The organism is Streptomyces regalis, from assembly GCF_001509475.1.
In the GTDB taxonomy this organism is placed as follows: domain Bacteria; phylum Actinomycetota; class Actinomycetes; order Streptomycetales; family Streptomycetaceae; genus Streptomyces; species Streptomyces regalis.
Genome location: NZ_LLZG01000393.1, coordinates 1 through 18090 on the forward strand (window position 1 = coordinate 1; position 18090 = coordinate 18090).

Annotated in this window: 18 protein-coding genes and 4 pseudogenes; 11 read left to right on the plus strand and 11 right to left on the minus strand. The window is 69.2% G+C overall.

Annotated elements, in window-relative coordinates; genetic code table 11:
* Positions 1–304: 304 nt before the first annotated feature.
* The 4 genes and pseudogenes from ADL12_RS58745 to ADL12_RS41370 all read left to right on the plus strand — a co-directional run.
* Complete coding sequence (locus ADL12_RS58745; protein ID WP_425265208.1) at positions 305–547, plus strand: DUF6221 family protein; 243 nt, start codon at positions 305–307, stop codon at positions 545–547.
* Positions 544–765: a hypothetical protein gene (locus tag ADL12_RS41360; RefSeq protein WP_062713144.1), complete on the plus strand. Its 222-nt coding sequence runs from the start codon at positions 544–546 to the stop codon at positions 763–765. Before ADL12_RS58745 ends, ADL12_RS41360 begins: the two co-directional genes overlap by 4 nt.
* 277 nt (positions 766–1042) lie before the next feature.
* The gene (locus tag ADL12_RS41365) at positions 1043–1264 is read left to right on the plus strand and encodes a hypothetical protein (protein ID WP_062713146.1); all 222 of its coding nucleotides are present in this window, start codon (positions 1043–1045) and stop codon (positions 1262–1264) included.
* A 147-nt stretch (positions 1265–1411) separates the two neighbouring features.
* Positions 1412–1909: pseudogene (locus tag ADL12_RS41370) on the plus strand (transposase); the annotation flags it as partial.
* A 547-nt stretch (positions 1910–2456) separates the two neighbouring features.
* On the opposite strand, the pseudogene ADL12_RS57375 reads toward ADL12_RS41370, so the two are convergent.
* From ADL12_RS57375 to ADL12_RS51860, 3 genes and pseudogenes are all read right to left on the minus strand, one after another.
* Positions 2457–3000 (minus strand): annotated as a pseudogene (locus ADL12_RS57375) (universal stress protein); the annotation flags it as partial.
* Positions 3001–3082: 82 nt separating this feature from the next.
* A complete protein-coding gene (locus ADL12_RS41375) occupies positions 3083–3352 on the minus strand; it encodes a hypothetical protein (RefSeq protein WP_062713148.1) in 270 nt (89 codons plus the stop codon).
* A 56-nt stretch (positions 3353–3408) separates the two neighbouring features.
* Positions 3409–3828, minus strand: coding sequence for a YceI family protein (locus ADL12_RS51860; protein ID WP_107120156.1), 420 nt, complete (start codon positions 3826–3828; stop codon positions 3409–3411).
* Positions 3829–3998: 170 nt separating this feature from the next.
* Here ADL12_RS51860 and ADL12_RS41380 point away from each other — a divergent pair, with 170 nt between their 5' ends.
* Both ADL12_RS41380 and ADL12_RS41385 read left to right on the plus strand, forming a co-directional pair.
* Complete coding sequence (locus tag ADL12_RS41380) at positions 3999–5024, plus strand: 6-phosphofructokinase (protein WP_062713151.1); 1026 nt, start codon at positions 3999–4001, stop codon at positions 5022–5024.
* Positions 5025–5452: 428 nt separating this feature from the next.
* Positions 5453–5821 (plus strand): hypothetical protein, encoded by a 369-nt coding sequence (locus ADL12_RS41385; protein WP_079052555.1) that lies wholly within the window; start codon positions 5453–5455, stop codon positions 5819–5821.
* On the opposite strand, the gene ADL12_RS41390 is transcribed toward ADL12_RS41385, so the two are convergent.
* Positions 5772–6902, minus strand: coding sequence for a site-2 protease family protein (locus ADL12_RS41390; RefSeq protein ID WP_062713155.1), 1131 nt, complete (start codon positions 6900–6902; stop codon positions 5772–5774). The two genes, ADL12_RS41385 and ADL12_RS41390, sit on opposite strands and share 50 nt — an antisense overlap.
* 264 nt (positions 6903–7166) lie before the next feature.
* On the opposite strand from ADL12_RS41390, the pseudogene ADL12_RS57915 reads away from it, so the two are divergent.
* Positions 7167–7313, plus strand: a pseudogene (locus ADL12_RS57915) (histidine kinase dimerization/phospho-acceptor domain-containing protein); the annotation flags it as partial.
* A gap of 88 nt (positions 7314–7401) precedes the next feature.
* On the opposite strand, the gene pstS reads toward ADL12_RS57915, so the two are convergent.
* Positions 7402–8547, minus strand: a complete 1146-nt coding sequence (pstS, locus tag ADL12_RS41400; protein WP_107120157.1) for a phosphate ABC transporter substrate-binding protein PstS — start codon at positions 8545–8547, stop codon at positions 7402–7404.
* A gap of 399 nt (positions 8548–8946) precedes the next feature.
* On the opposite strand from pstS, the gene ADL12_RS55815 reads away from it, so the two are divergent.
* Positions 8947–9819 (plus strand): hypothetical protein, encoded by an 873-nt coding sequence (locus ADL12_RS55815; protein WP_208614723.1) that lies wholly within the window; start codon positions 8947–8949, stop codon positions 9817–9819.
* 169 nt (positions 9820–9988) lie between these two features.
* Here ADL12_RS55815 and ADL12_RS41410 read toward each other — a convergent pair whose 3' ends face one another.
* From ADL12_RS41410 to ADL12_RS58750, 3 genes and pseudogenes are all read right to left on the minus strand, one after another.
* Positions 9989–10426, minus strand: a complete 438-nt coding sequence (locus tag ADL12_RS41410; protein ID WP_062713160.1) for a hypothetical protein — start codon at positions 10424–10426, stop codon at positions 9989–9991.
* Entirely contained in the window at positions 10410–11537 is a 1128-nt protein-coding gene (locus ADL12_RS41415) for a tyrosine-type recombinase/integrase (protein WP_244188243.1), read from the minus strand. The genes ADL12_RS41410 and ADL12_RS41415 overlap by 17 nt, the downstream gene beginning before the upstream one ends.
* 1187 nt (positions 11538–12724) lie before the next feature.
* Positions 12725–12826: pseudogene (locus ADL12_RS58750) on the minus strand (HipA family kinase); the annotation flags it as partial.
* A gap of 220 nt (positions 12827–13046) precedes the next feature.
* Here ADL12_RS58750 and ADL12_RS41420 point away from each other — a divergent pair.
* A complete protein-coding gene (locus ADL12_RS41420) occupies positions 13047–13535 on the plus strand; it encodes a Rieske (2Fe-2S) protein (RefSeq protein WP_062713161.1) in 489 nt (162 codons plus the stop codon).
* Here the strand turns inward: ADL12_RS41420 and ADL12_RS41425 are convergent.
* Positions 13522–14172, minus strand: a complete 651-nt coding sequence (locus tag ADL12_RS41425; protein ID WP_062713162.1) for a cysteine hydrolase family protein — start codon at positions 14170–14172, stop codon at positions 13522–13524. The genes ADL12_RS41420 and ADL12_RS41425 overlap by 14 nt on opposite strands.
* Before the next feature lie 159 nt (positions 14173–14331).
* Between ADL12_RS41425 and ADL12_RS41430 the strand changes: the two genes are divergently transcribed.
* Complete coding sequence (locus ADL12_RS41430; protein ID WP_062713163.1) at positions 14332–14802, plus strand: pyridoxamine 5'-phosphate oxidase family protein; 471 nt, start codon at positions 14332–14334, stop codon at positions 14800–14802.
* Between the two features lie 6 nt (positions 14803–14808).
* Here the strand turns inward: ADL12_RS41430 and ADL12_RS41435 are convergent, their stop codons facing one another.
* Complete coding sequence (locus ADL12_RS41435; protein ID WP_062713164.1) at positions 14809–15711, minus strand: LysR family transcriptional regulator; 903 nt, start codon at positions 15709–15711, stop codon at positions 14809–14811.
* Positions 15712–15785: 74 nt separating this feature from the next.
* On the opposite strand from ADL12_RS41435, the gene ADL12_RS41440 reads away from it, so the two are divergent.
* The gene (locus tag ADL12_RS41440) at positions 15786–16724 is read left to right on the plus strand and encodes a DMT family transporter (protein ID WP_244188244.1); all 939 of its coding nucleotides are present in this window, start codon (positions 15786–15788) and stop codon (positions 16722–16724) included.
* 24 nt (positions 16725–16748) lie between these two features.
* On the opposite strand, the gene ADL12_RS41445 is transcribed toward ADL12_RS41440, so the two are convergent.
* Positions 16749–18080, minus strand: a complete 1332-nt coding sequence (locus ADL12_RS41445; protein ID WP_062713168.1) for an aminotransferase class I/II-fold pyridoxal phosphate-dependent enzyme — start codon at positions 18078–18080, stop codon at positions 16749–16751.
* Between the last annotated feature and the right edge of the window lie 10 nt (positions 18081–18090).

Genomic DNA, 18090 nt, shown 5'->3' on the forward strand with positions numbered 1-18090 from the left:
GCACCGCGCGCTCACGAAGCTCAGCAGGGTAGGGGGACGGACGTGCCATGACTCGATCCTCTCAGGGAATCGAGCCTCCATCAGACCCGGAGCGGTTCACCCCACGCCCACGGCGGACGCGTCATCCGTCATCTGACAACCTCCTTGTAATGCACCAAAGTTGACCCCACAACACAACGTAGAGTCACTCACCCGTCCCCAGGGGGCGATTGACGAAAGGCCAGGAGAACACAGCTCATGCGTACTGCAACGGCGGATCCAGACGCCCAGGCGTCGCACGCAGCGACCTGCGAGCCGCTGCCATATGCCCTGTACCGGGCGGGACCGTAGAAGGTGCCTGCGGGTACGGTGTCCCGTCCCGCGTCTCGTCGGCGACGAGGCCGACCGGCAGCTGCTCGACGAGTGCCAAGCCGCGCAGGCGGTTGTGGACGAGACCGCTTGCCCCGACCTGGCTGGTGTGCCGGGTGCTCGGCGGGAGACCGCCGTGCGGCTGCGCGCGTCGCGGCACGCCCACCACCCTGCCTACCGAGGAGAATGGCGCCCATGACCACCGAGCGCGTCACCGTCCGCGTCCTGCTGCTGTTCGGCGATCAGGCCGAGATTGTCGCCGACGTCGCACCAGCCGAGCGCGGTGAGCCGGAGCGCCATCCGGCGGCGGTCATCGCTGCCGCGGTCGGGGTCTCTGTCAGCGACCTGCCGGGCATGCGGTTGACCGCCGACGTCGGCGACGACGACTACAGCTTGTCCGACTGGCAGTTGGCCTGACCACCTGACGAAGACCGAGCAGGTGACAGGCATCGCCGACGGGGGCGCGCCGCGGCCGCAGTTACCTCGACGCGCACGGCGACCGTGCCAGAGTGGGACGCGCTACCCGGGCCGACATCGGCCGCGCCTGGCCCGCCTCGCGCCGCTCACCGGCGAGGCGGGCCAACGTGCAGTCGAGCCCGCCCTTACGTCAGCAGAAGCAGCCCGGCGCCAGAACGCCATCCCTGACGGCCCACTTCTGTATGCGTACGCGCCCAGGCCGGGTGAGGCTGGTGGCATGGCCGAACGTCGCGTGATCGTGTCTCCGCCCGCCGAGACCGGCGGCCGGCGTGTCCAGGTCGACAGCAGGACGCTGGGTACGGCGTACAGCCTGCACGATTTGACTGTCTTCCTGGAGCGGGCGGGCCTGGAGGGCTTGGACGAAGTCGACGTGGCCGACTCGCCCCTGATCGAGTGGCACGGCGGGGGCCCGGAGGTATGGTCGGCCTCCTCACCGTAGGAAGCCGCACGCTGATCCGTGAACGTTTTCAGCGTGACCACTGATCGGGTGAGACCGGTGAGGTCGAGGTGAGGGCCGCAACGCACAGGGCTCCCGTGCTGTTGGGTGAGGTGTTCGACGTCTCAACCCACCCGCACAGGAGCCCTGTTGGTTCCCCATCCTGCCGCACTCGACCTCCCGCATGCCCTGGTCGAGTGGGTCACGATGCTCATCGTCACCCGTGAGCGTGACCGACGGTGCAAACTCCCGCCGCACCAGCACGCGCTCATCGCTCTGGTGTACCTGCGCAGACGCGACGCCCTCGCCCGGATCGCGGCCGGTTTCGGCATATCCGTCGGCACCGCCCATGCCTACGTCACGGCTGTGAACGACCTGCTCGCCGACCGGGCACCGGGCCTGCTCAAGACTCTGCGCGAGCACGGTCCAGAGTTCGTCCTGCTGGACGGCACCCTCGCCGAGTGCGACCGCGTCGGCGACAGCCGAGCCGACTACTCGGCCAAGCACCGCCGTCACGGCGTGAACGTCCAGGTCGTCACCGATCCCGCCGGCGCAGTGCTGTGGATCTCGCCCGCGCTGCCGGGCCACACCCACGACCTGACCGCAGCCCGCACCCACCGCATCATCCGGATCTGCGAGCGTCAGGGCGCTGCTCGCTGTCTCCGTGCGGGACGACGCCGAGGCCACCGCACGAAGGCTCTGCCGTCTGGCTCCCAGGATCGACTCGTCCACCTGTTGGCGGCAGGCTATTCCCGTCCCTGAGGAGACAGACCATTCCTGAAGAGATCCGGCCATGAATGAGAGCCGCTGAGTGAGCGGTGCGGAGGAGCGGTCATCAGGGTCGTAACTCTCTCGCCCCCGAAGGCTGCTCACCGCCTCGGGAGGCCGGTCGTACCCGCGCAACGGTGTCCGATGCGGCGGTTGTTGATGGACTACCAGTCGTAGAGGCACTGCGCGTACCAGGGACAGGAGAACCCGGACGCTGTTGCCGCCCCGCTGAGTGACCTCGGCCCTGCGCGGTGGCGGAACGGCACGCCGACGACTCGCCACGCTGATCGACGGGCTGCTCCGCCCTGTCGGCGAGACGATCAACATCGCCTCCACCAGCGGGCGCATGGCCAGGCAGACGTCCACTGCGTGGTGGCCTGTCCGGGTCAGCGCATCGCCTGCGACGACCCACTTCCGCCTCGGCTATGACGCCCGGGCCGAAGATGTACCGCCACCTCTTGTGGCGGGAGACGCCGAGGAATATCTGAGTGGCGTTTGCCCCTCGGGCGGAGTCGAGCAGGGCGACCGGGATGTCGTCGCGGACGACGTGGTGGAAGGTGCTGCCCAGTTCCTCGACCAGGCTGCGCTGCACGGCGAGCTCCTTGGAGGACGCCAAGGTCAGGCCGTCACTGCTGGCGATGTGCACGGCCAGCACCTCGCCGCCCGCGCGCCGTTCTCCGCCAAGCGGGCGGCGCGGCGGATCAGCGTGCGGCCCTCCGGACCGCCGGTCAGGCCGACCACGATCCGCTCCCGCGAGCCCCAGATCTTCGAAGCCTGGCGCTGCGAGCTGGCCCTCCTCTGGGTGGCTGACCGGGTCGACGAGTACCTGCGGCAGTACCGTAGGTCAGACTCCCGGGCCGGAAGTAGTTCGACAGGGCCGCGTTCACCTTGTCCGGCTTGTAGATGTTGCCGTGCGCCATACGGCGGCGCAGCGCCGGAGGCGACATGTCGACCAGCTCGATCTGGCTGGACAGCGCACGACACGCCGCCGCAGCAATGTGGCCAGGGACCGGGCATGCCGACGCAGCGACGCCGGGGCAGTCGGCACGCCGGTCAGGTCTCCATCACGGCATCGCAGTCGGGGCAGACCGCAGACGCGTACTCCTCGGGATACCACGGCGTCTCACGACGCTCAGAGGGCTTCCGGCCGGTCGTCTCCATGGCGAAGGTGTCCTTGCCGCAGATGGTTCGGGGTCCAGTCGCGGTGGGCGCCCCCGGGGCTGCGGGCGCCGCGTGCACGCGGCGGACGGGCCGTTCCTCACCACGCGGCACACGCGTGGCCACCGCCTTGTCGAGCTCGAACACGACAACGATCTCGCCCATGCCTCCGCGATAGGACGGCCCCTCACCCGATCCGACCGCAGCAGCCGGCCGGACGGCTACCCAGGCCCGTCTGCCGGTTCGAGCCGGGCCACCTCGAACTCCATGCGGACTCGTTCGCCAGCCGCAACGCGCCCAAGAACGCGGTGAACGGCCTGATGCCCAGGTGGGCTGCGTGACGATCGCCCAGCCACACAACAGCCCGTCTCCGTTCCCTTCCCGTGCACCGTCGCCGGGCGGGTCCGGCCCTTGATGGTGAGGTCCCCTGTGATCTCGAAGGAGTGCGGCGTTCCCGTGATGCGGGTGGAACGGAAGGTGATCGTGGAGCGCTGTGGGGTGTTCCGCGGTGTGCAGCGCGGCCTTGTCCGCCAGCGTCTGTCCGATCTCGGCCCAGTCCGATGATCTTTGCGCAGGCGGACTGCGGGGCGCCTGACGGCCGCTACCGGGAGGCGCATCGGCATACAGCAATCCATCGCCATCGGTACCGACCGAACCTCCGAGCGAGCCGCCCGGATGTACCCGAGTCCGCGGAGTGGTCACTGCGGATCGGATAGAGCGAGGCTGGAGAGAGAGCCCATATCCCCCGACAGCGGTTCCGATCAGCAAGAAGCTGCAACCCGGTGGGTGACGCAGCGGAAGGGCGGCAGCCATGAAGGTCGGAGTGCTGACCGGCGGCGGTGACTGTCCCGGCCTCAACGCCGTGATCCGCAGCGTCGTCCGTAAAGGCATCCAGGAGTACGCCTTCGACTTCGTCGGACTGCGAGACGGCTGGCTCGGCGCGCTGGAGGGCAATGTCGTGCCGCTGGACATCTCCCGCGTGCGAGGAATCCTCCCCCGCGGCGGAACCATCCTTGGCTCCTCCCGCACCAACCCGTTCAAGCACGAGGACGGTTTGCGACGCATTGAGGACACCCTTGCCGCGCACAACGTGGACGCGCTCGTCGTAATCGGCGGCGAGGACACGCTCAGTGTGGCCACCGAACTGAGCCATCAAGGGATCAATCTGGTCGGCGTACCGAAGACCATCGACAACGACGTGTTCGGCACCGACTACACCTTCGGCTTCGATACCGCCGTCGGCGTCGCGACCGAGGCCATCGACCGTCTCCACACCACGGCCGAGTCGCACATGCGAACACTGGTGGTCGAGGTGATGGGGCGGCACTCCGGGTGGATCGCCCTACACGCCGGCATCGCGGGGGGCGGCAACGTGATCCTCATCCCGGAACGGCCATTCGACATCGATCAGGTCTGCGCATGGGTGCAGAGCCGATTCAAGATCAACTATGCGCCGATCGTCGTGGTGGCCGAAGGGGCCGTCCCCAAAGAGGGGCAGATGATCCTCAAGGACCAGACGCTGGACGAGTTCGGCCATGTGCGACTGTCCGGCATCGGCGAGTGGCTGGCCCGGGAGATCGAGGGACGCACGGGCAAGGATGCCCGCACCACGGTCCTTGGTCACATCCAGCGCGGCGGCACCCCGAGTGCCTTCGACCGGTGGCTGGCCACCCGCTTCGGACTGCACGCCGTCGACGCGGTCAGGGACGGTGACTTCGGCGTGATGGTGGCCTTGCGCGGCACCCAGATCATCCGTCTTCCCCTCGCCGAGGCCACAGCACAGACCAAGAGGGTCAATCCGTCGCTGTACGACGAGTTCGAGGTGTTCTTCGGCTGAACGCCCAGGCGCCCACCGGATCGCTGGTCGGACCTGCTGGTCCGCCTCAGCCGGCGTCTGGTACGACCGCCGCCGGGCAGCGGGCGTGGTGCAGTGAGGCGTGGGGGAGACCGGTCCCGGTCGGCCCTCTACCGCCTGGGGACCGGTGCGGCGGCCCACGACGAGCAGGTCCGCTCCCCGAGACACGTTCAGGAGTGAGTGCGCGGGTGGAGCAGGACGACATCGGGGCGGAGCGTCACCGTTGGCTACCTCTCCCGCCACGCGTGCAGGACGTCGGAGCACTGCAGGACCTCCTGGTCCTCCCAGGAGGCGGCCCTCCTCTGTCACCACCAACGTCCGGGGATGTACCTGGACCCCAGCCGAAGGCCGAGCTTGCCGCCGCCGACCATCTCTGAACGCTCCACCATGCCACCGAACTGGGGAAGACCATGCTTTTGCAGATCCCGCACCTGCACACCGTCGAGATCCTTGACTCCCGCGCCCACCCCACCCTCGCCGTCACCCTCACCACCGCAGACGGCAGCCGCTTCCGTGCCGGCGTCCCATCCGGAACCTCCACCGGCAGCCGCAAGGCCGTCGAACTCCCCGACGGCGACAAGGCCCGCTACAACGGACAGGACGTCCGCACGGCCATCGGCCGCGTCAACAGCGAGATCGCCCGGGCCCTGACCGGCCGCACCTTTGCCTCGGCGGAGGTGATCCCCCGCCCGGCGCGGTGCGAGCCTCCCAGCGGGCGAAGCCGGGTTCTCAGCCGGGTCCCTTCCTACGCAGTTGGCGTCGCTGGGTCAGGCGCATGATGTCGCGCGCGGTGATGATGCCGGTGAGGCGCCGGCCGTCGATGACGAGGATGCGCACACCGGTGAGCGGCTTGAGCTTCTTGAGGGCGTCTTCCAGGAGGTCGCCCGGCGCGCAGGTCGTGCACTGCGCGAGAGGGGTGGACGCGTCGCGCAGGCGCAGGGTCTCTCGCTGCGCCGCGGGGATCTTCGTGAGTCGGGGCAGGTCGAGCAGGCCGCTGGGGTGCCCCTCGAAGTCGAGCAACGGAAGCGCCGCGTGGCGGGCGGTCATCGCCGGTCCGTCGATGAACTGCCGCACGGTGATCCAGTCGGGGGCCGTCTCCACGGGGCTGGACATGGCGTCGGCGGCGCGCAGCCCGCCCAGGGCGGTGGTCAGGGTCGCCTGCCGCCGCTCCGCGTTGGCGACGATCATGATGAAGAGGCCGATGAGGGCCAGCCACAGTCCGCCCCATGCGCCGCCCAGGAACGCGATCCAGCCGAGGACGATCAGCAGGATGCCGAGGAGCTGTCCGCTGCGGCCGGCTGCCCGTTCGGCCCGCTCGCGGTCTCCGGTGCGCCACCACATCACGGCCTGCACCACGCGTCCGCCGTCGAGCGGTGCGGCGGGCAGGAGGTTGAACACGCCCAGCAGCAGGTTCGCCCAGCCGAGCCAAACCAGGACGGCCGCAGGTACCTCCCAGCCGAGTCCCGCATCCAGTCCTACTCCTGCACCGAGCGCCGCTCCACCGATGGCCAGGCTGGTCAGCGGCCCGCTCACGGCCACGAGGAAGGCCGCCCCGGGTGCGGGCGGCTTGCCCATCTCGGTCATGCCGCCGAGCGCCCAGAGGGTGACGGTGTGGACGGGGATGCCGTTACGGCGGGCCGTGATCGCGTGCGCGGACTCGTGCGCCAGCAGACTCAGCAGAAGCAACAGGGCGCCGACGAGTCCGGCGACGGAGTAGGCGGTCGCAGACCGTCCCGGAACCATGGCGGGGAGCGTCCGGTCGACCAGGCCGTAACCGAACAGGACGACCAGCAGCGGAACCGTCCAGTGGATGCGCAGGGGTACCCCACCGACCCGTCCCATCCGTATCGAGCTGCTCATCATCGTCACGACCGAACTTGCACGCTGCTCGCTACTGACAGTGTCGCCCCACGGGGGCTGTGACAGGCGGGGGTGTCCGTCGGCATCGTGGGTCATCGCGTCGGGCCTTGTCGGAGCGCAGGGTGGGTGCGGCGGACTCGCTCGGAGCGAGACGCTTGGGAGGGGCCGGGTCCTTGTCAGCCAGTGCGGATGCCGCTGAGCACCGCGGTGAGGACGAGGCCGGGGAACGTGAGGATGGCGAACACCGTGGCGGCGGTCAGCCCCAGCCGCATCCGCACCGCCCTCCTCGCCCCCGTCAGCCGCGACCTACGCACTCCGCTCGCCGCGATCAAGGCTGCGGTGTCCTGGCTGCGCTCCGACGACACGGCGCGGTCCGAGGAGGACCAGGCGGAACTGCCGGAGCGCGTGGAAAAGTCCACGCACACTTCCGTACCCTCTGCTCAGCCATCGCATGACCCACCCGAGATCACCAGCAGAGTCGAGAGTCACCACGTTGGGGTCAGGACAGGTTGTTGATCTTGCTGCGGACCTTGTCCACGATGGTGGCGGGGAGCGTCGCGTAGCCCTGGAAACTCAGGTCCTCCTGGCCCTTCGCGCTGGCGATGTACGTAAGGAATGCCTTGGTGGCGGGCCACGTCGCCGACTTGTTGCCCTTGTCGCAGACGATCTCGTACGTGACCAGGTCGATCGGGTAGGCACCCGGCGTCTTGGTCGCGTAGTCGAGCTTGAGCACGAGGTCGTCACCGGTGCCGGCGATTTTGGAATCGGCGATCGCCTTGGAGGCGGTGAGGACACTGGGGTCGACCGGAGCGGGAGCGCCGGTGGCGATCGAGACCGTGGGAAGGTTGCGGGCGATCGCATACGACAGCTCGACGTAGCCGATCGCACCCGTGGCTTTCTTCACCCGTTCGACGAGGCCCGAGGAACCCTTGGCGGACTGGCCGCCCTTGGCCATCCACTCCTTGCTGTGCCCGTACGGCCAGGCACTCGGTGCGGCGGCGCTCAGGTAGGAGGTGAAGTTGTCCGTCGTGCCGGAGGAATCGGAGCGGTGTGATGCCTGGATCGGCGTCGACGGCAGATTGGTTCCGGCGTTGAGCTTCGCGATCGCCGGATCGTTCCACTTCGTGATCTGCGAGTCGAAGACCTTGGCGAGTGTGGGGGCGTCCAGGATCAGCTTGCTGACCCCGGGCAGGTTGTAGGCGATTGCGATCGGGCCGCCGAGCATCGGCAGGTGGACGGCCCGACCGCCTTTGATGCAGACGCTCTTGGACTGGGCGATCTGGGCGGCGCTCAGTGCGGAGTCGGAACCCGCGAAGGCGGTTCTACCCTTCAGGAAATCGGTCTGGCCGGCACCGGAGCCGTTGCCTTCGTAGCTGATCCGGGTACCGGGGCAGGCCCGCATGTAGTTCTTGATCCAGAACTGCATCGCGAATTCCTGCGCAGTCGAGCCGGAAGCCGACAGCGTGGCCGCCTTGCCGCACTTGACACCGTCGGCACCTGTGGTGGCGGGCGAGGCGGCCGTAGGCGATCTGCCGGAGGGCCGGGAGCTGTCGTTCGAGCCGCAGGCCGTCACGACCAGGGCGCCGGAGACAACCGCCGAGCCGACCGCCAGAGTGCGCAGCCCGCTCGTCCGCTGAAACATCACTCTTCGGGCTCCTTCCTGCAGACCGCCGGGGTCGGCGCAGTAGAGGGGTGTGGTGCCGCGTGATCCCTGCGGCGTACATCTGACCAGCGATGCCTGCGCATAGGCCAGATGACCGCGGATCGGGTAGTGGTCAAGGCCCCCACCCTTCAGTAACTATATGTAATGGAACAGCTACTTTTCGTAATATTGTCTTCGGTTTCGAGAGGTTGCGCCACCCGCCACCCAGATCGCCTAACCTCGCACGCCCTCCTGAAGAAGGCGGCCTGGACTTGGCGATCGACCACGACCCCGACGCCGGGTAGGGCCAGCCCGAAGACCGTTTCGGGGGATAGCCCCCGGTGATCTCGGACCCGAATGACGGTGAGATCTCTTCATCGCTCTTTCCCGAGGAGATCTCTGATGAATTCAGCAAGGCTGCCACTGCCGAAGAGGGCGGGACGACGAGGCATGCTCGCCGCCGCCACAGCCGTGCTCACCACGTTTGTCATCGCGGCGGCCGCCGTGGTGCACAAGGAGACGCGGCAGCAGCCGCGTGCCGCCGCGGGGCCTGTGTGGACCGGGGCGTGGGGCACAGCCATGCAGAGGCCCGTCGAGGGCGGCGAGGACCAGGCGCCCAACTGGTCAGGCCAGGGCTTCGCCGACCAGTCCATACGCCAAGTGGTCCGCGTCGCCGCCGGCGGATCCACGTTGAGGATCCGGCTGTCCAACACGTACGGCGCCACGTCCCTGCGGATCACCGCCGCGGCCGTCGGCCGGTCCGCCGGCGACGCCCAGGTCTGGCCAGGCACAGCCCGCAAGCTCACATTCGGCGGTAGCCAGGGCACCACCATCGCCCCCGGGCGGGACATCAGCGATGCTGAGGCACTGAGCACCTCCCCGCTGGAGAAGCCATCACTGCCCACCAAGAAGCTCTGGGACGCCTTTCGTCAATTACCTACGCCGGGGAGATCACTCCCGGAAGAACTCGACGCCGCTTGGCAGGAGGTGTTCGCCCTCCTGCCAGCAGTGCGCACAACCGGTCCCATCGTCATGATCGAAGGACCGCGCGGCATCGCAGACCTGGCCGAGGCCATCGTGGAACTTGCGACCACAGCCACACACAGCGCCCGGTCGTATTCCTTGATCTACGCCAAGCGCGCGTACGACGATCCAGCGCTTGGCGAGCGCTCGCGACGGGTGACGACGGCTGCCTCGGAACTCAAAGAGAAGCTCTCAGCCTTCGCCGAGGAGGCGCGAAACGCCCTGGACGCTCCGGATGGCACCCACTCATAAGATCCGCCGCGTGTCTTCCCTCACACAGCGCGGGCCCCAAGTGACTCAGTCACAAGGGAGTTGATTCGCCCACAGGACAGGGCAAGACTGGGCGAACGTCTGCCTGCGGGGCCGAACAGAGCTGCTGCCCGGAGGCGGACCTCCCGAGCGGCGGGGCTGGCGCTCACGTTCATCGCCGCCCAGTCAGCGGCACGGATTCCGCGACTGCTTGAGGGAATCGGGCACTCAAGCCACCTGACCGGAACGCGTGCAGGCCAGTCCCCGCGCGACGGCGCGCCATGGAGAAGGCCCCTTCACGCGTGACCCGCTCCGGGCCGTCGAAGAACAACGGCCCGCTCGTCAGATCACCAATCAACCGGCCCAGCAGTGACGCCGTCAGTTCACTCATCGGGACCCACTCCGGCGTGTCCGGTCTCACCGGCTCCCACATGTGCACCTGCCGGCCCGGGAGGTCCACATCCTCGATCTGCGCCCGCAGCCAATCCGCCACGCGTGCCTCACCGTCCCACAGCGCCGACCACAGCGCACGGTGAGCCAACAAGATCCCCTCGTCGGCGACCAACTCCTCGAACCGCTCCCGGCTCACCCGCTCAACTTCGACCACCATGCCCCGACTCCCCACTGTCGAGATCGCCTGATCCAGTTCCCAACAACGTGCTGGCCTCTTCATGCCGCGTCCGGTTCGGGCGGCTGGTCGAGGCGCTCAACAGCCCATCAATTCGCTGGTTGTTGATCGACTGCCGGTCATAGAGACACTCGGCGTACCGGCTCAGCAGGACCTCGACACTGTTCCCCGCCCGCTGGGCGACCTCGGCCGGATCGGCGCCCGCGCACAGCCAGGTGGACAGCGCCGAGTGCCGCAGGTCATACGGGCGCTTCGCGAGCGGGGTGCTGGTGAGGGCGGGAGGCAGGGCGAGGTCGCGGGCTTCGTGCCAGACGCGGTGGTAGGTGGCGTAGGTGAGGATGCGGCCGCTTTCGCTGAAGAAGAGCCGGCCGTCGTCGGCGGTCCCGAAAGTGGCGACGTGCTCGCGCCACAGGGCCACCAAGTAGGGAGGGAGCGGCACCACCCTGGTGTCGCCGGGCGGCCGGTTCTTCAGCCCGCGGTCATCGTGGTACTCGCCGGTGTCGGTCCACCGTCTGCCTGCCTGCGGACGGGTGCGGTGCACGATCAGGCGCCCCCAACCGGTCCTGGGCAGACGGCAGTCCGGCAGCGCCGCCGCAACCGCCTCCTCCGGGCGCAGACCCGCGTAGTACATGCCGGCGAAGAACCCGACCAGCCGGCGACCGCGGGCCCGCCGGTAGCCGCCCACGTACGAGACTGCACTCAGCAGATCCCGAGCCTGGTACGGATTGACCACCACCCGCGGATCCACCACGTTGGCCGGCTTGGGCACCCCCCAGCGAATCTTCGCCAGCGGATGACTGCCCAACTCACCCCGCTCCACGGCGTAGTGGAGGGCGTGCACCAGCACCTTGCGCTTACGGCGCATCGTCTCCACCGCCGCCTCCCCGCCATCGAGCTTGCGGCGCAGCGACTCCAGCACATCACGCGCCAGGACCGGATCGTGCAGGTCGACCAGCGGCCGGGACGCCTTCGCCACCCACTGCAGCACCAGCCGGTCCTCCGCCCCCATCGCCTCCTGCCCCGCCCCGGGCAGGACAAAGGCCCAGTGCCGCAGGGCACGGCGCAGGATCTCCCCCTTCGGACGGCCCGGCACATCCGACAGCATCGCCAGAGTGACGGCGGTCAGCGCCTCGCTGACCTCATCCCGGGTCTTGGCCGCCCGACCGGGCCAGTGCGCTTGCGCGTACTTGATCGCGAAGGCATACCAGCTCAGCCTCGACGGGCCCCGGGAACCCGCGCCGGGTCCGCCCCCTGGGACAGGCCCACGCGAATGGCCCGCACCAGCTCTGCGCCGAACTCGCCAGCCAGATCCGCGACCGCGCTTCCGCCATCCTGGCGCCCCTCACCATACGACCCCACCGGGAACGGGTCCGTCGGCTGTCCGGGTTCCAGTGCAGCACCGTCGTGATGCCCGTTTGAGTCCATGCCCGCCTCCGTCTGATCGGCGGGGCATGACTGCCCGGCTCATCCACTCGAACATCCCCCGGCAAGAGGGCACTCGGGCACCGCCTCGTTGACGAGTGCGGATTGTCGGAAGTTCTACGAGGCTTCCGTCGCCGTTGGTCATACCTGGTCCTGTGTGACCGGTTGTGCACGCTGGCACCCCATGCGCACTTGTATGCGCCCCAATGCGCCGAACTACCGTTCCCGGCCGGCCGGAGCGCGCGGACACCGCAGGGGGACGCATGGCAAGAACCGCACGACAGACCCTCAAGGAACTCAGCCTCCAGACGAGCATCCACGTCCGTTCGACAGCGGACCTGGTCGAGCACACGGGGAAAGCGGCGGCGGCCATCGACGCACAACGGCGCGAGAAGGGCCAGGAGACGGGGCGCAGGAAACCCGACCTGCAGCCCGTTGCCCGGACCGAGTGCGGCCGGACCATCGAGATGACGCCGTGGCAGGTACTACATGCCGTAGCGGGGGCTACGCGCTGGCCGGCCAGGGAATGGCACGCGGGCTCGCCGAACACTGGCAGAGCCTTTCGCTGGTCTCTTCCAAGACAACGGCCCAGGACAGGGCCGGCTCGGTGCATCGCCCCGCCTCAACTGCAGTCACTCAGCGTGTCTCGGGCAGCGGTGATCCCCCTTATCACCGCTGCCCGGCGCGCCACGCCCCCTGGGGAGAATCTGGGGAGGATCCGCGTTTCTGGGGAGCGCGTGGGGAGGATCGAGCGCATAACACGGCACGTCCGTGAAAGTCGCTGAAAGACTCATCGCCGCAGGTCAGCCACCGGTACAGCCGCATCACCGCAGGTCAGCTCCCCTGGGTGGACGACTACAGGACGTACGTCCCGAAGTCGTCGGCCTCGACGAGCCCCGGCAGTGAGCCGCCCTCACGCAGGGGCGTGATGAAGCGGGTCGCGATGACTTCCTTGAGCATCGCCCCAGGTTACTGGCGCGGGGCGGGAGCACGGGACGGCCCGGGCGGGCGACGGTGCGATTGCGCCGACAGCACATCGACAGCCCTGGACAGGGAACCGACAGCTCCGCTTTACCCACCTCCGCGCCGGACCGAGTCAGGATTTCGACATCGTCTGAACAGCCGGTCCCGAAGGGCCGTACCTCTCGCCAGATCAGGAATCCGCGGAAGGAACGTCAGCATGACCAGCGAATCAGTTCAGCCGGTGTCGGGCCCGAGTCGCCGTACCGTCGTGGCGGCGGTAGGCGCGGCGGGGTTCGCCGCTGCGCTGACCGCGTGCGGGTCGGACGACGGCACGTCCGGATCCTCCACCCAACAGGGCGCCGCCGGCGGTGGTGCGAGCACCGAAGCGGGTGGCTCGTCCAGCGAGGCCGGTGCCGGCGGTGCGGCGCTCGCGAAGACCAGCGACATCCCTCAGGGCAGCGGCAAGGTCTTCAGCGACGAGAAGGTGGTGGTGTCACAGCCGACGGCGGGCGACTACAAGGCGTTCTCGACGATCTGCACCCATCAGAAATGTCCGATGACGGACCTGCAGGGCGACACGATCACCTGCGCCTGCCACAAGAGCCAGTTCTCCGTCCTCGACGGCAGCGTGAAGAAGGGGCCCGCCACCCAGCCGCTGGAGGCCAAGGAGATCAGCGTGGCAGGCGACTCGATCACGCTCGCCTGACCCGGCGTGGACGCTTGAGGCCGCCCAGTACCTCGTCCGTGGTCGCGACCGTGGCGACCAATGCGAGGGTGTGGCGGATCATCGCGGGGGTGTAGTCCGAGGGCACCCCTGCGATGGCGTCCCGCGGCACGACCACGACGTAGCCCCGGTTCACTGCGTCGAAGACGGCGTTGGGGATCGCCACGTTGGCAGAGACGCCGGTGACGATCAGCGTGCGGCAGCCGAGGTTGCGCAACAGGGCGTCGACGTCGGTGCCCTGGATCGGGGACAGGCCGTGCAGCCGTCGTACGACGAAGTCCTCCTCGGCCACCTCGATCGGCTCCGCCACGCGTACGGCACTCGTGCCGGACAGCTGCTGGACGGGGAGCCGTTCGGCGGCGCGGAAGAGGCGGGCGTTGCGGTTCGCGCCACGGCCGTCCGGGCGGCGTTCGGCGATCGCGTGGATCACCTGGACGCCGCTGTCGTGGGCGGCCGCGACCAGCCGGGCGACGTTGACGAGGGCTCCCGAGGAACGGGCCTCCTTGGCGAGTTCGGGCAGCGCGCTGTCCGGTCCGACGACGCCCTGCTGGCACTCGACGGTGAGCAGGACGGTGGTCGCGGGGTCGAGGAGTGCGCTGAGTTCGGCGTACGACGGCATGGGTCCCCCTGTGCCCGACGGCGGCGTGGGCGGCGAGCGTAGCCACCTTCGGGTGAGGACGGAACCACCATTGCGTGTGGACGGAAGACGACCCATCCTTTTCTGACGTGATGTCAGAGGATCTCTCCTCTGACACGACGTGAGAGAAGAGGGGGCCGCATGACCGTCACTGAGCAGCGCCGGGGCCGGAAGATCATGATGACGCCCGGTGAGCTGGACGAGTTCCTCACCAGCCAGCGCACCTGCCGGGTCGCCACGGTGTCCGCCGACGGCTTCCCGCATGTCAGCGCCCTGTGGTTCGCCTGGGACGGCACCTCGCTGTGGCTGTACTCGGTCGTCCGCAGCAAGCGGTGGGCCGAAATGCGCCGCGATCCGCGGGTCGCCGTCGTGATCGACACGGGTGAGGAGTACGAGCAGCTGCGCGGCGTCGAGCTGTCCGGCACCGTCGAGTTCGTGGGCGAGAGCCCTCGCGTCGGCGAGCTGCGCGCCGAACTCGACGTGCCCGAGACGCTGTTCGCGCGCAAGAACTTCGGCCTCGACGAGATGCCGCACGACGGCCGGCACGCGTGGGTGCGGCTGACGCCAGCGAAGATCGTGTCCTGGGACTTCAGGAAACTGGGAGCGCTGTAGGCGGCCTCAGGAGACGTTCTCCCCCGCATCGCGCAGCGCCCGCACCGCCGCCCGGATCGACGGGCGGCGGTCGGCGTCGGCCCGCCAGACCACGTACACATGGCGCCGCACCCGCTGCTGCAACGGCACCGTCACGACCCCCGCAGGCGTCGGATGACGCCCCAGCAACGGGACGATGCACACACCGAGACCGGCCGCGACCAGCGCGAGCTGGGTGTGCGTCTCGGGGGCGCGGTGGCCGAGAAGGGGCTCGATGCCCTTGGAGCGCAGCGTGAACATCAGCCACTCGTGACAGAACTCGCCCTCCCCCCAAGTGATCCACTCGTCCTCGGCGAACTCGGCGAGATCCACCTCGTCCCGGTCGGCGAACCGGTGCCCTGCCGGCATCGCCACGTCGGCCGGATCGTCCAGGATGTGCGCCTTGACCAGGCCCTCGGGCAACGCCATCGGCTTGTTGTACCAGTCGAGCACGACCGCCAGGTCGAGGTCGCCGCGGATCACTCCGGCGATGCCGCCCTCCGGCTCCAGCTCGCAACTGCGCACGCGCAGCGCGGGGTGCGCCGCGCGCAGGGCGGAGAGCGCGGACGGGAACAGTCCGCGTGCCGCGGTCGGGAACGCCGCCAGTCTCAGTTCGCCGACGACCTTTCCTCGCTGCGCCTCCAGGTCGGACTGGGCCAACTCGACCTGCGACAGGATGCGCGAGGCGTGCTCGGCGAGCAGCCGGCCCGCGTCGGTGAGCCGTACACCCCGGCCGTTCTTGGCGAGGAGCTGCTGGCCGACCTCCCGCTCCAGCTTGGACATCTGCTGCGAGACGGCCGAGGTCGTGATGTGCAGCCCTTCGGCCGCGCCGCTGACCGAGCCGTGCCGGGCGAGGGCGTCGAGGGTGCGCAGGCGCTCCAGGTTCAACATATAAGCAATGCTACGAGATATCGCTTGCGAAATCTCGATTGTGCTACGAGATCGGCTGCAGCATCGTTGCTGCCATGACCACCGTCACCGCCTCCCGCAACCCGGCCGAAGCCACCGCCCGCCCACTCCCCCGCGCCCGCCTCGACTGGCGTCTGCGCTTCGCCGCCCTCTCCCTGATCTGGGGCTTCAGCTTCCTGCTCATCAAGGTGGGCACCGATGGCTACGCCCCCTTCCAAGTCACGCTCGGGCGGCTGGTGTTCGGTACGGCGGTACTGGCGGCCGCGATGGCGGTGAAGCGGGAGCGGCTGCCGCGCGGGGCACGCACGTGGGGGCATCTGACGGTCGCCGCGTTCCTGCTCAACGCGCTGCCGTTCTCGTTGTTCGCGTACTCCGAGCTGACGATCCCGTCCACGCTCGCGGGAATCTGCAACGCGACCTCACCGCTGTGGGGCATGGCCCTGTCCCTGGTGGCACTCTCGGAGGACCGGCCCACGCGGGTCAGAGTCGCGGGGCTCGGTATCGGCTTCCTCGGAGTGCTGACGGTGCTCGGGGCCTGGCAGGGCTTTGCCGGGCTGGATGCGAGGGGGACGGCGATGGCGTTGCTGGCCTCGCTGAGCTACCCGATCGGCTGGATCTACGTCCGTCGCACGCTGGCCGGATCCAGTCACTCGCATCTGTCGCTGACCGGGGCGCAGTTGTTGTTGGCCACGGTTCAACTGGCCGTTGTGACACCGGCGTTCACCTCTGTGCCGACGCGGCTGTCGCTTCTTCCCTTGCTGGCGATCGTGGCGTTGGGCGCCCTCGGTACTGGGCTCGCGGTTCTGATTCAGTACGGGCTGGTCGCTGAGGTCGGGCCGACCACGGCTCAGATGGTCACGTACTTCATTCCGGTCATTGCGACGGCTGCGGGTGTCGCTGTCCTCGGGGAGTCGCTTCGCTGGACCACGCCGGTGGGTGCGGTGATCGTTCTTGTGGGGGCGGCGCTTACTCAGGTGAAGCGGGGCGCCCAATAGGACGGTTGGCTGCACCCACCCTGTCTAGACGTAGCCCCTTGCCGGTGCTGGGCCCACCGCCGCCGCCACCGCCTCTGCCAGCGGGGCGATCTCGTCCGTCGCGAGGGTCGCTACGGTGATCCGGATCCCTGGTGGCGCGCTCATACGGAAGCGCGCGCCAGGCGCGACGGCCCAGCCGGCGTGCAGCAGCCGGGCCACGGCCCCCGTCTCGTCGGGCACCGGAATCCATACGTTCAGCCCGCTGCGTCCGTGCGCCGCGATCCCCCGCTCCGCCAGCGCGGCGATCAGCGCGTCTCGGCGACCGGCGTACGCCGCCGCTACCGCCTTCGGGTCGACCGCGCCCTCGGCCCACAGCCGGACCAGGGCTCGCTGGCCGATGCGGCTGACCCAGCCGGGGCCGAGGCGCTGGCGGCCGCGGACCCGGTCGACGGTGACGGCGTCGCCGGTGAACACGGCGAGCCGCAGGTCGGGGCCGTAGGCCTTGGCGGCCGAGCGGACGAACGCCCAGCTGCGGGGGGTGCCGGCCAGGGCGTGCAGGGGCAGGTCGACGATGCCGTGGCCATGGTCGTCCTCGATGAGCAGGACGTCCGGGTGGTCCTTCAGCACCGATCGGATGGCACGCGCGCGTGCGGCGCTCACGACCGCACCCGTCGGATTCTGCGCCCGGCAGGTGACGATCAGGGCGCGCGCCCCCGCTTCCAGGGCCCGGCGCACGTCGGCCGGGAGCGGACCCTCGTCGTCCACGCCGACCGGAGCCGTCCGCAGCCCGACGGCCGGGACGAGGTCGAGCAGGCTGCCCCATCCGGGATCCTCGACGGCGACGGCGTCGCCGGGCTTGAGGTGGGCCGCGAGGACGCGCTCGATCATGTCGAGCGAGCCGGAGGTGACGGCGATCGGCCCGTCCGGAACGCCGTCGGCGTCGAACGCGGCCCGCGCGATACGCGCCAACTCCGGATCCACGGCCGCGTCCCCGTACAGGACGGGCTCGCGGTCGTTCTGTTCGGCGGCCGCCGCGAACGCCTTGGCCAGGGGCGGCAGCAGCACCGGGTCCGGGTTGCCGCTCGCCACGTCCCGTACGCCTTCCGGCACGTCCACCCGGATGGACTCGCGCCCGGTCGTGGCCGGCTTGGGCCGCACCCGGCTGCCCCGCCGCCCCGCCGTCTCGATGACCCCGCGCTCCCGCAGGATCCGGTAGGCAGCCGCGACGGTATTGGGATTCACACCCAGCTCGACCGCCAACTCCCGCATGGGGGAAAGGAGTTGGCCGGGCTCCAGCTCGCCGGCCCCCACCGCACGCTCGACGCTCGCCGCAATCTCTGCTGCGCGTCGCCCTTCGATCCGATATCCTCCTAGCACAAAACAGATT

Bases quoted from the DNA above. Each gene is read 5' to 3' on its own strand.
- ADL12_RS58745 (WP_425265208.1), top strand. From the start codon at position 305: ATGCCCTGTACCGGGCGGGACCGTAGAAGGTGCCTGCGGGTACGGTGT.
- ADL12_RS41360 (WP_062713144.1), top strand. From the start codon at position 544: ATGACCACCGAGCGCGTCACCGTCCGCGTCCTGCTGCTGTTCGGCGAT.
- ADL12_RS41365 (WP_062713146.1), top strand. From the start codon at position 1,043: ATGGCCGAACGTCGCGTGATCGTGTCTCCGCCCGCCGAGACCGGCGGC.
- ADL12_RS41375 (WP_062713148.1), bottom strand. From the start codon at position 3,352: ATGGGCGAGATCGTTGTCGTGTTCGAGCTCGACAAGGCGGTGGCCACG.
- ADL12_RS51860 (WP_107120156.1), bottom strand. From the start codon at position 3,828: ATGGCGATGGATTGCTGTATGCCGATGCGCCTCCCGGTAGCGGCCGTC.
- ADL12_RS41380 (WP_062713151.1), top strand. From the start codon at position 3,999: ATGAAGGTCGGAGTGCTGACCGGCGGCGGTGACTGTCCCGGCCTCAAC.
- ADL12_RS41385 (WP_079052555.1), top strand. From the start codon at position 5,453: ATGCTTTTGCAGATCCCGCACCTGCACACCGTCGAGATCCTTGACTCC.
- ADL12_RS41390 (WP_062713155.1), bottom strand. From the start codon at position 6,902: ATGAGCAGCTCGATACGGATGGGACGGGTCGGTGGGGTACCCCTGCGC.
- ADL12_RS55815 (WP_208614723.1), top strand. From the start codon at position 8,947: ATGAATTCAGCAAGGCTGCCACTGCCGAAGAGGGCGGGACGACGAGGC.
- ADL12_RS41410 (WP_062713160.1), bottom strand. From the start codon at position 10,426: ATGGTGGTCGAAGTTGAGCGGGTGAGCCGGGAGCGGTTCGAGGAGTTG.
- ADL12_RS41420 (WP_062713161.1), top strand. From the start codon at position 13,047: ATGACCAGCGAATCAGTTCAGCCGGTGTCGGGCCCGAGTCGCCGTACC.
- ADL12_RS41425 (WP_062713162.1), bottom strand. From the start codon at position 14,172: ATGCCGTCGTACGCCGAACTCAGCGCACTCCTCGACCCCGCGACCACC.
- ADL12_RS41430 (WP_062713163.1), top strand. From the start codon at position 14,332: ATGACCGTCACTGAGCAGCGCCGGGGCCGGAAGATCATGATGACGCCC.
- ADL12_RS41435 (WP_062713164.1), bottom strand. From the start codon at position 15,711: ATGTTGAACCTGGAGCGCCTGCGCACCCTCGACGCCCTCGCCCGGCAC.
- ADL12_RS41440 (WP_244188244.1), top strand. From the start codon at position 15,786: ATGACCACCGTCACCGCCTCCCGCAACCCGGCCGAAGCCACCGCCCGC.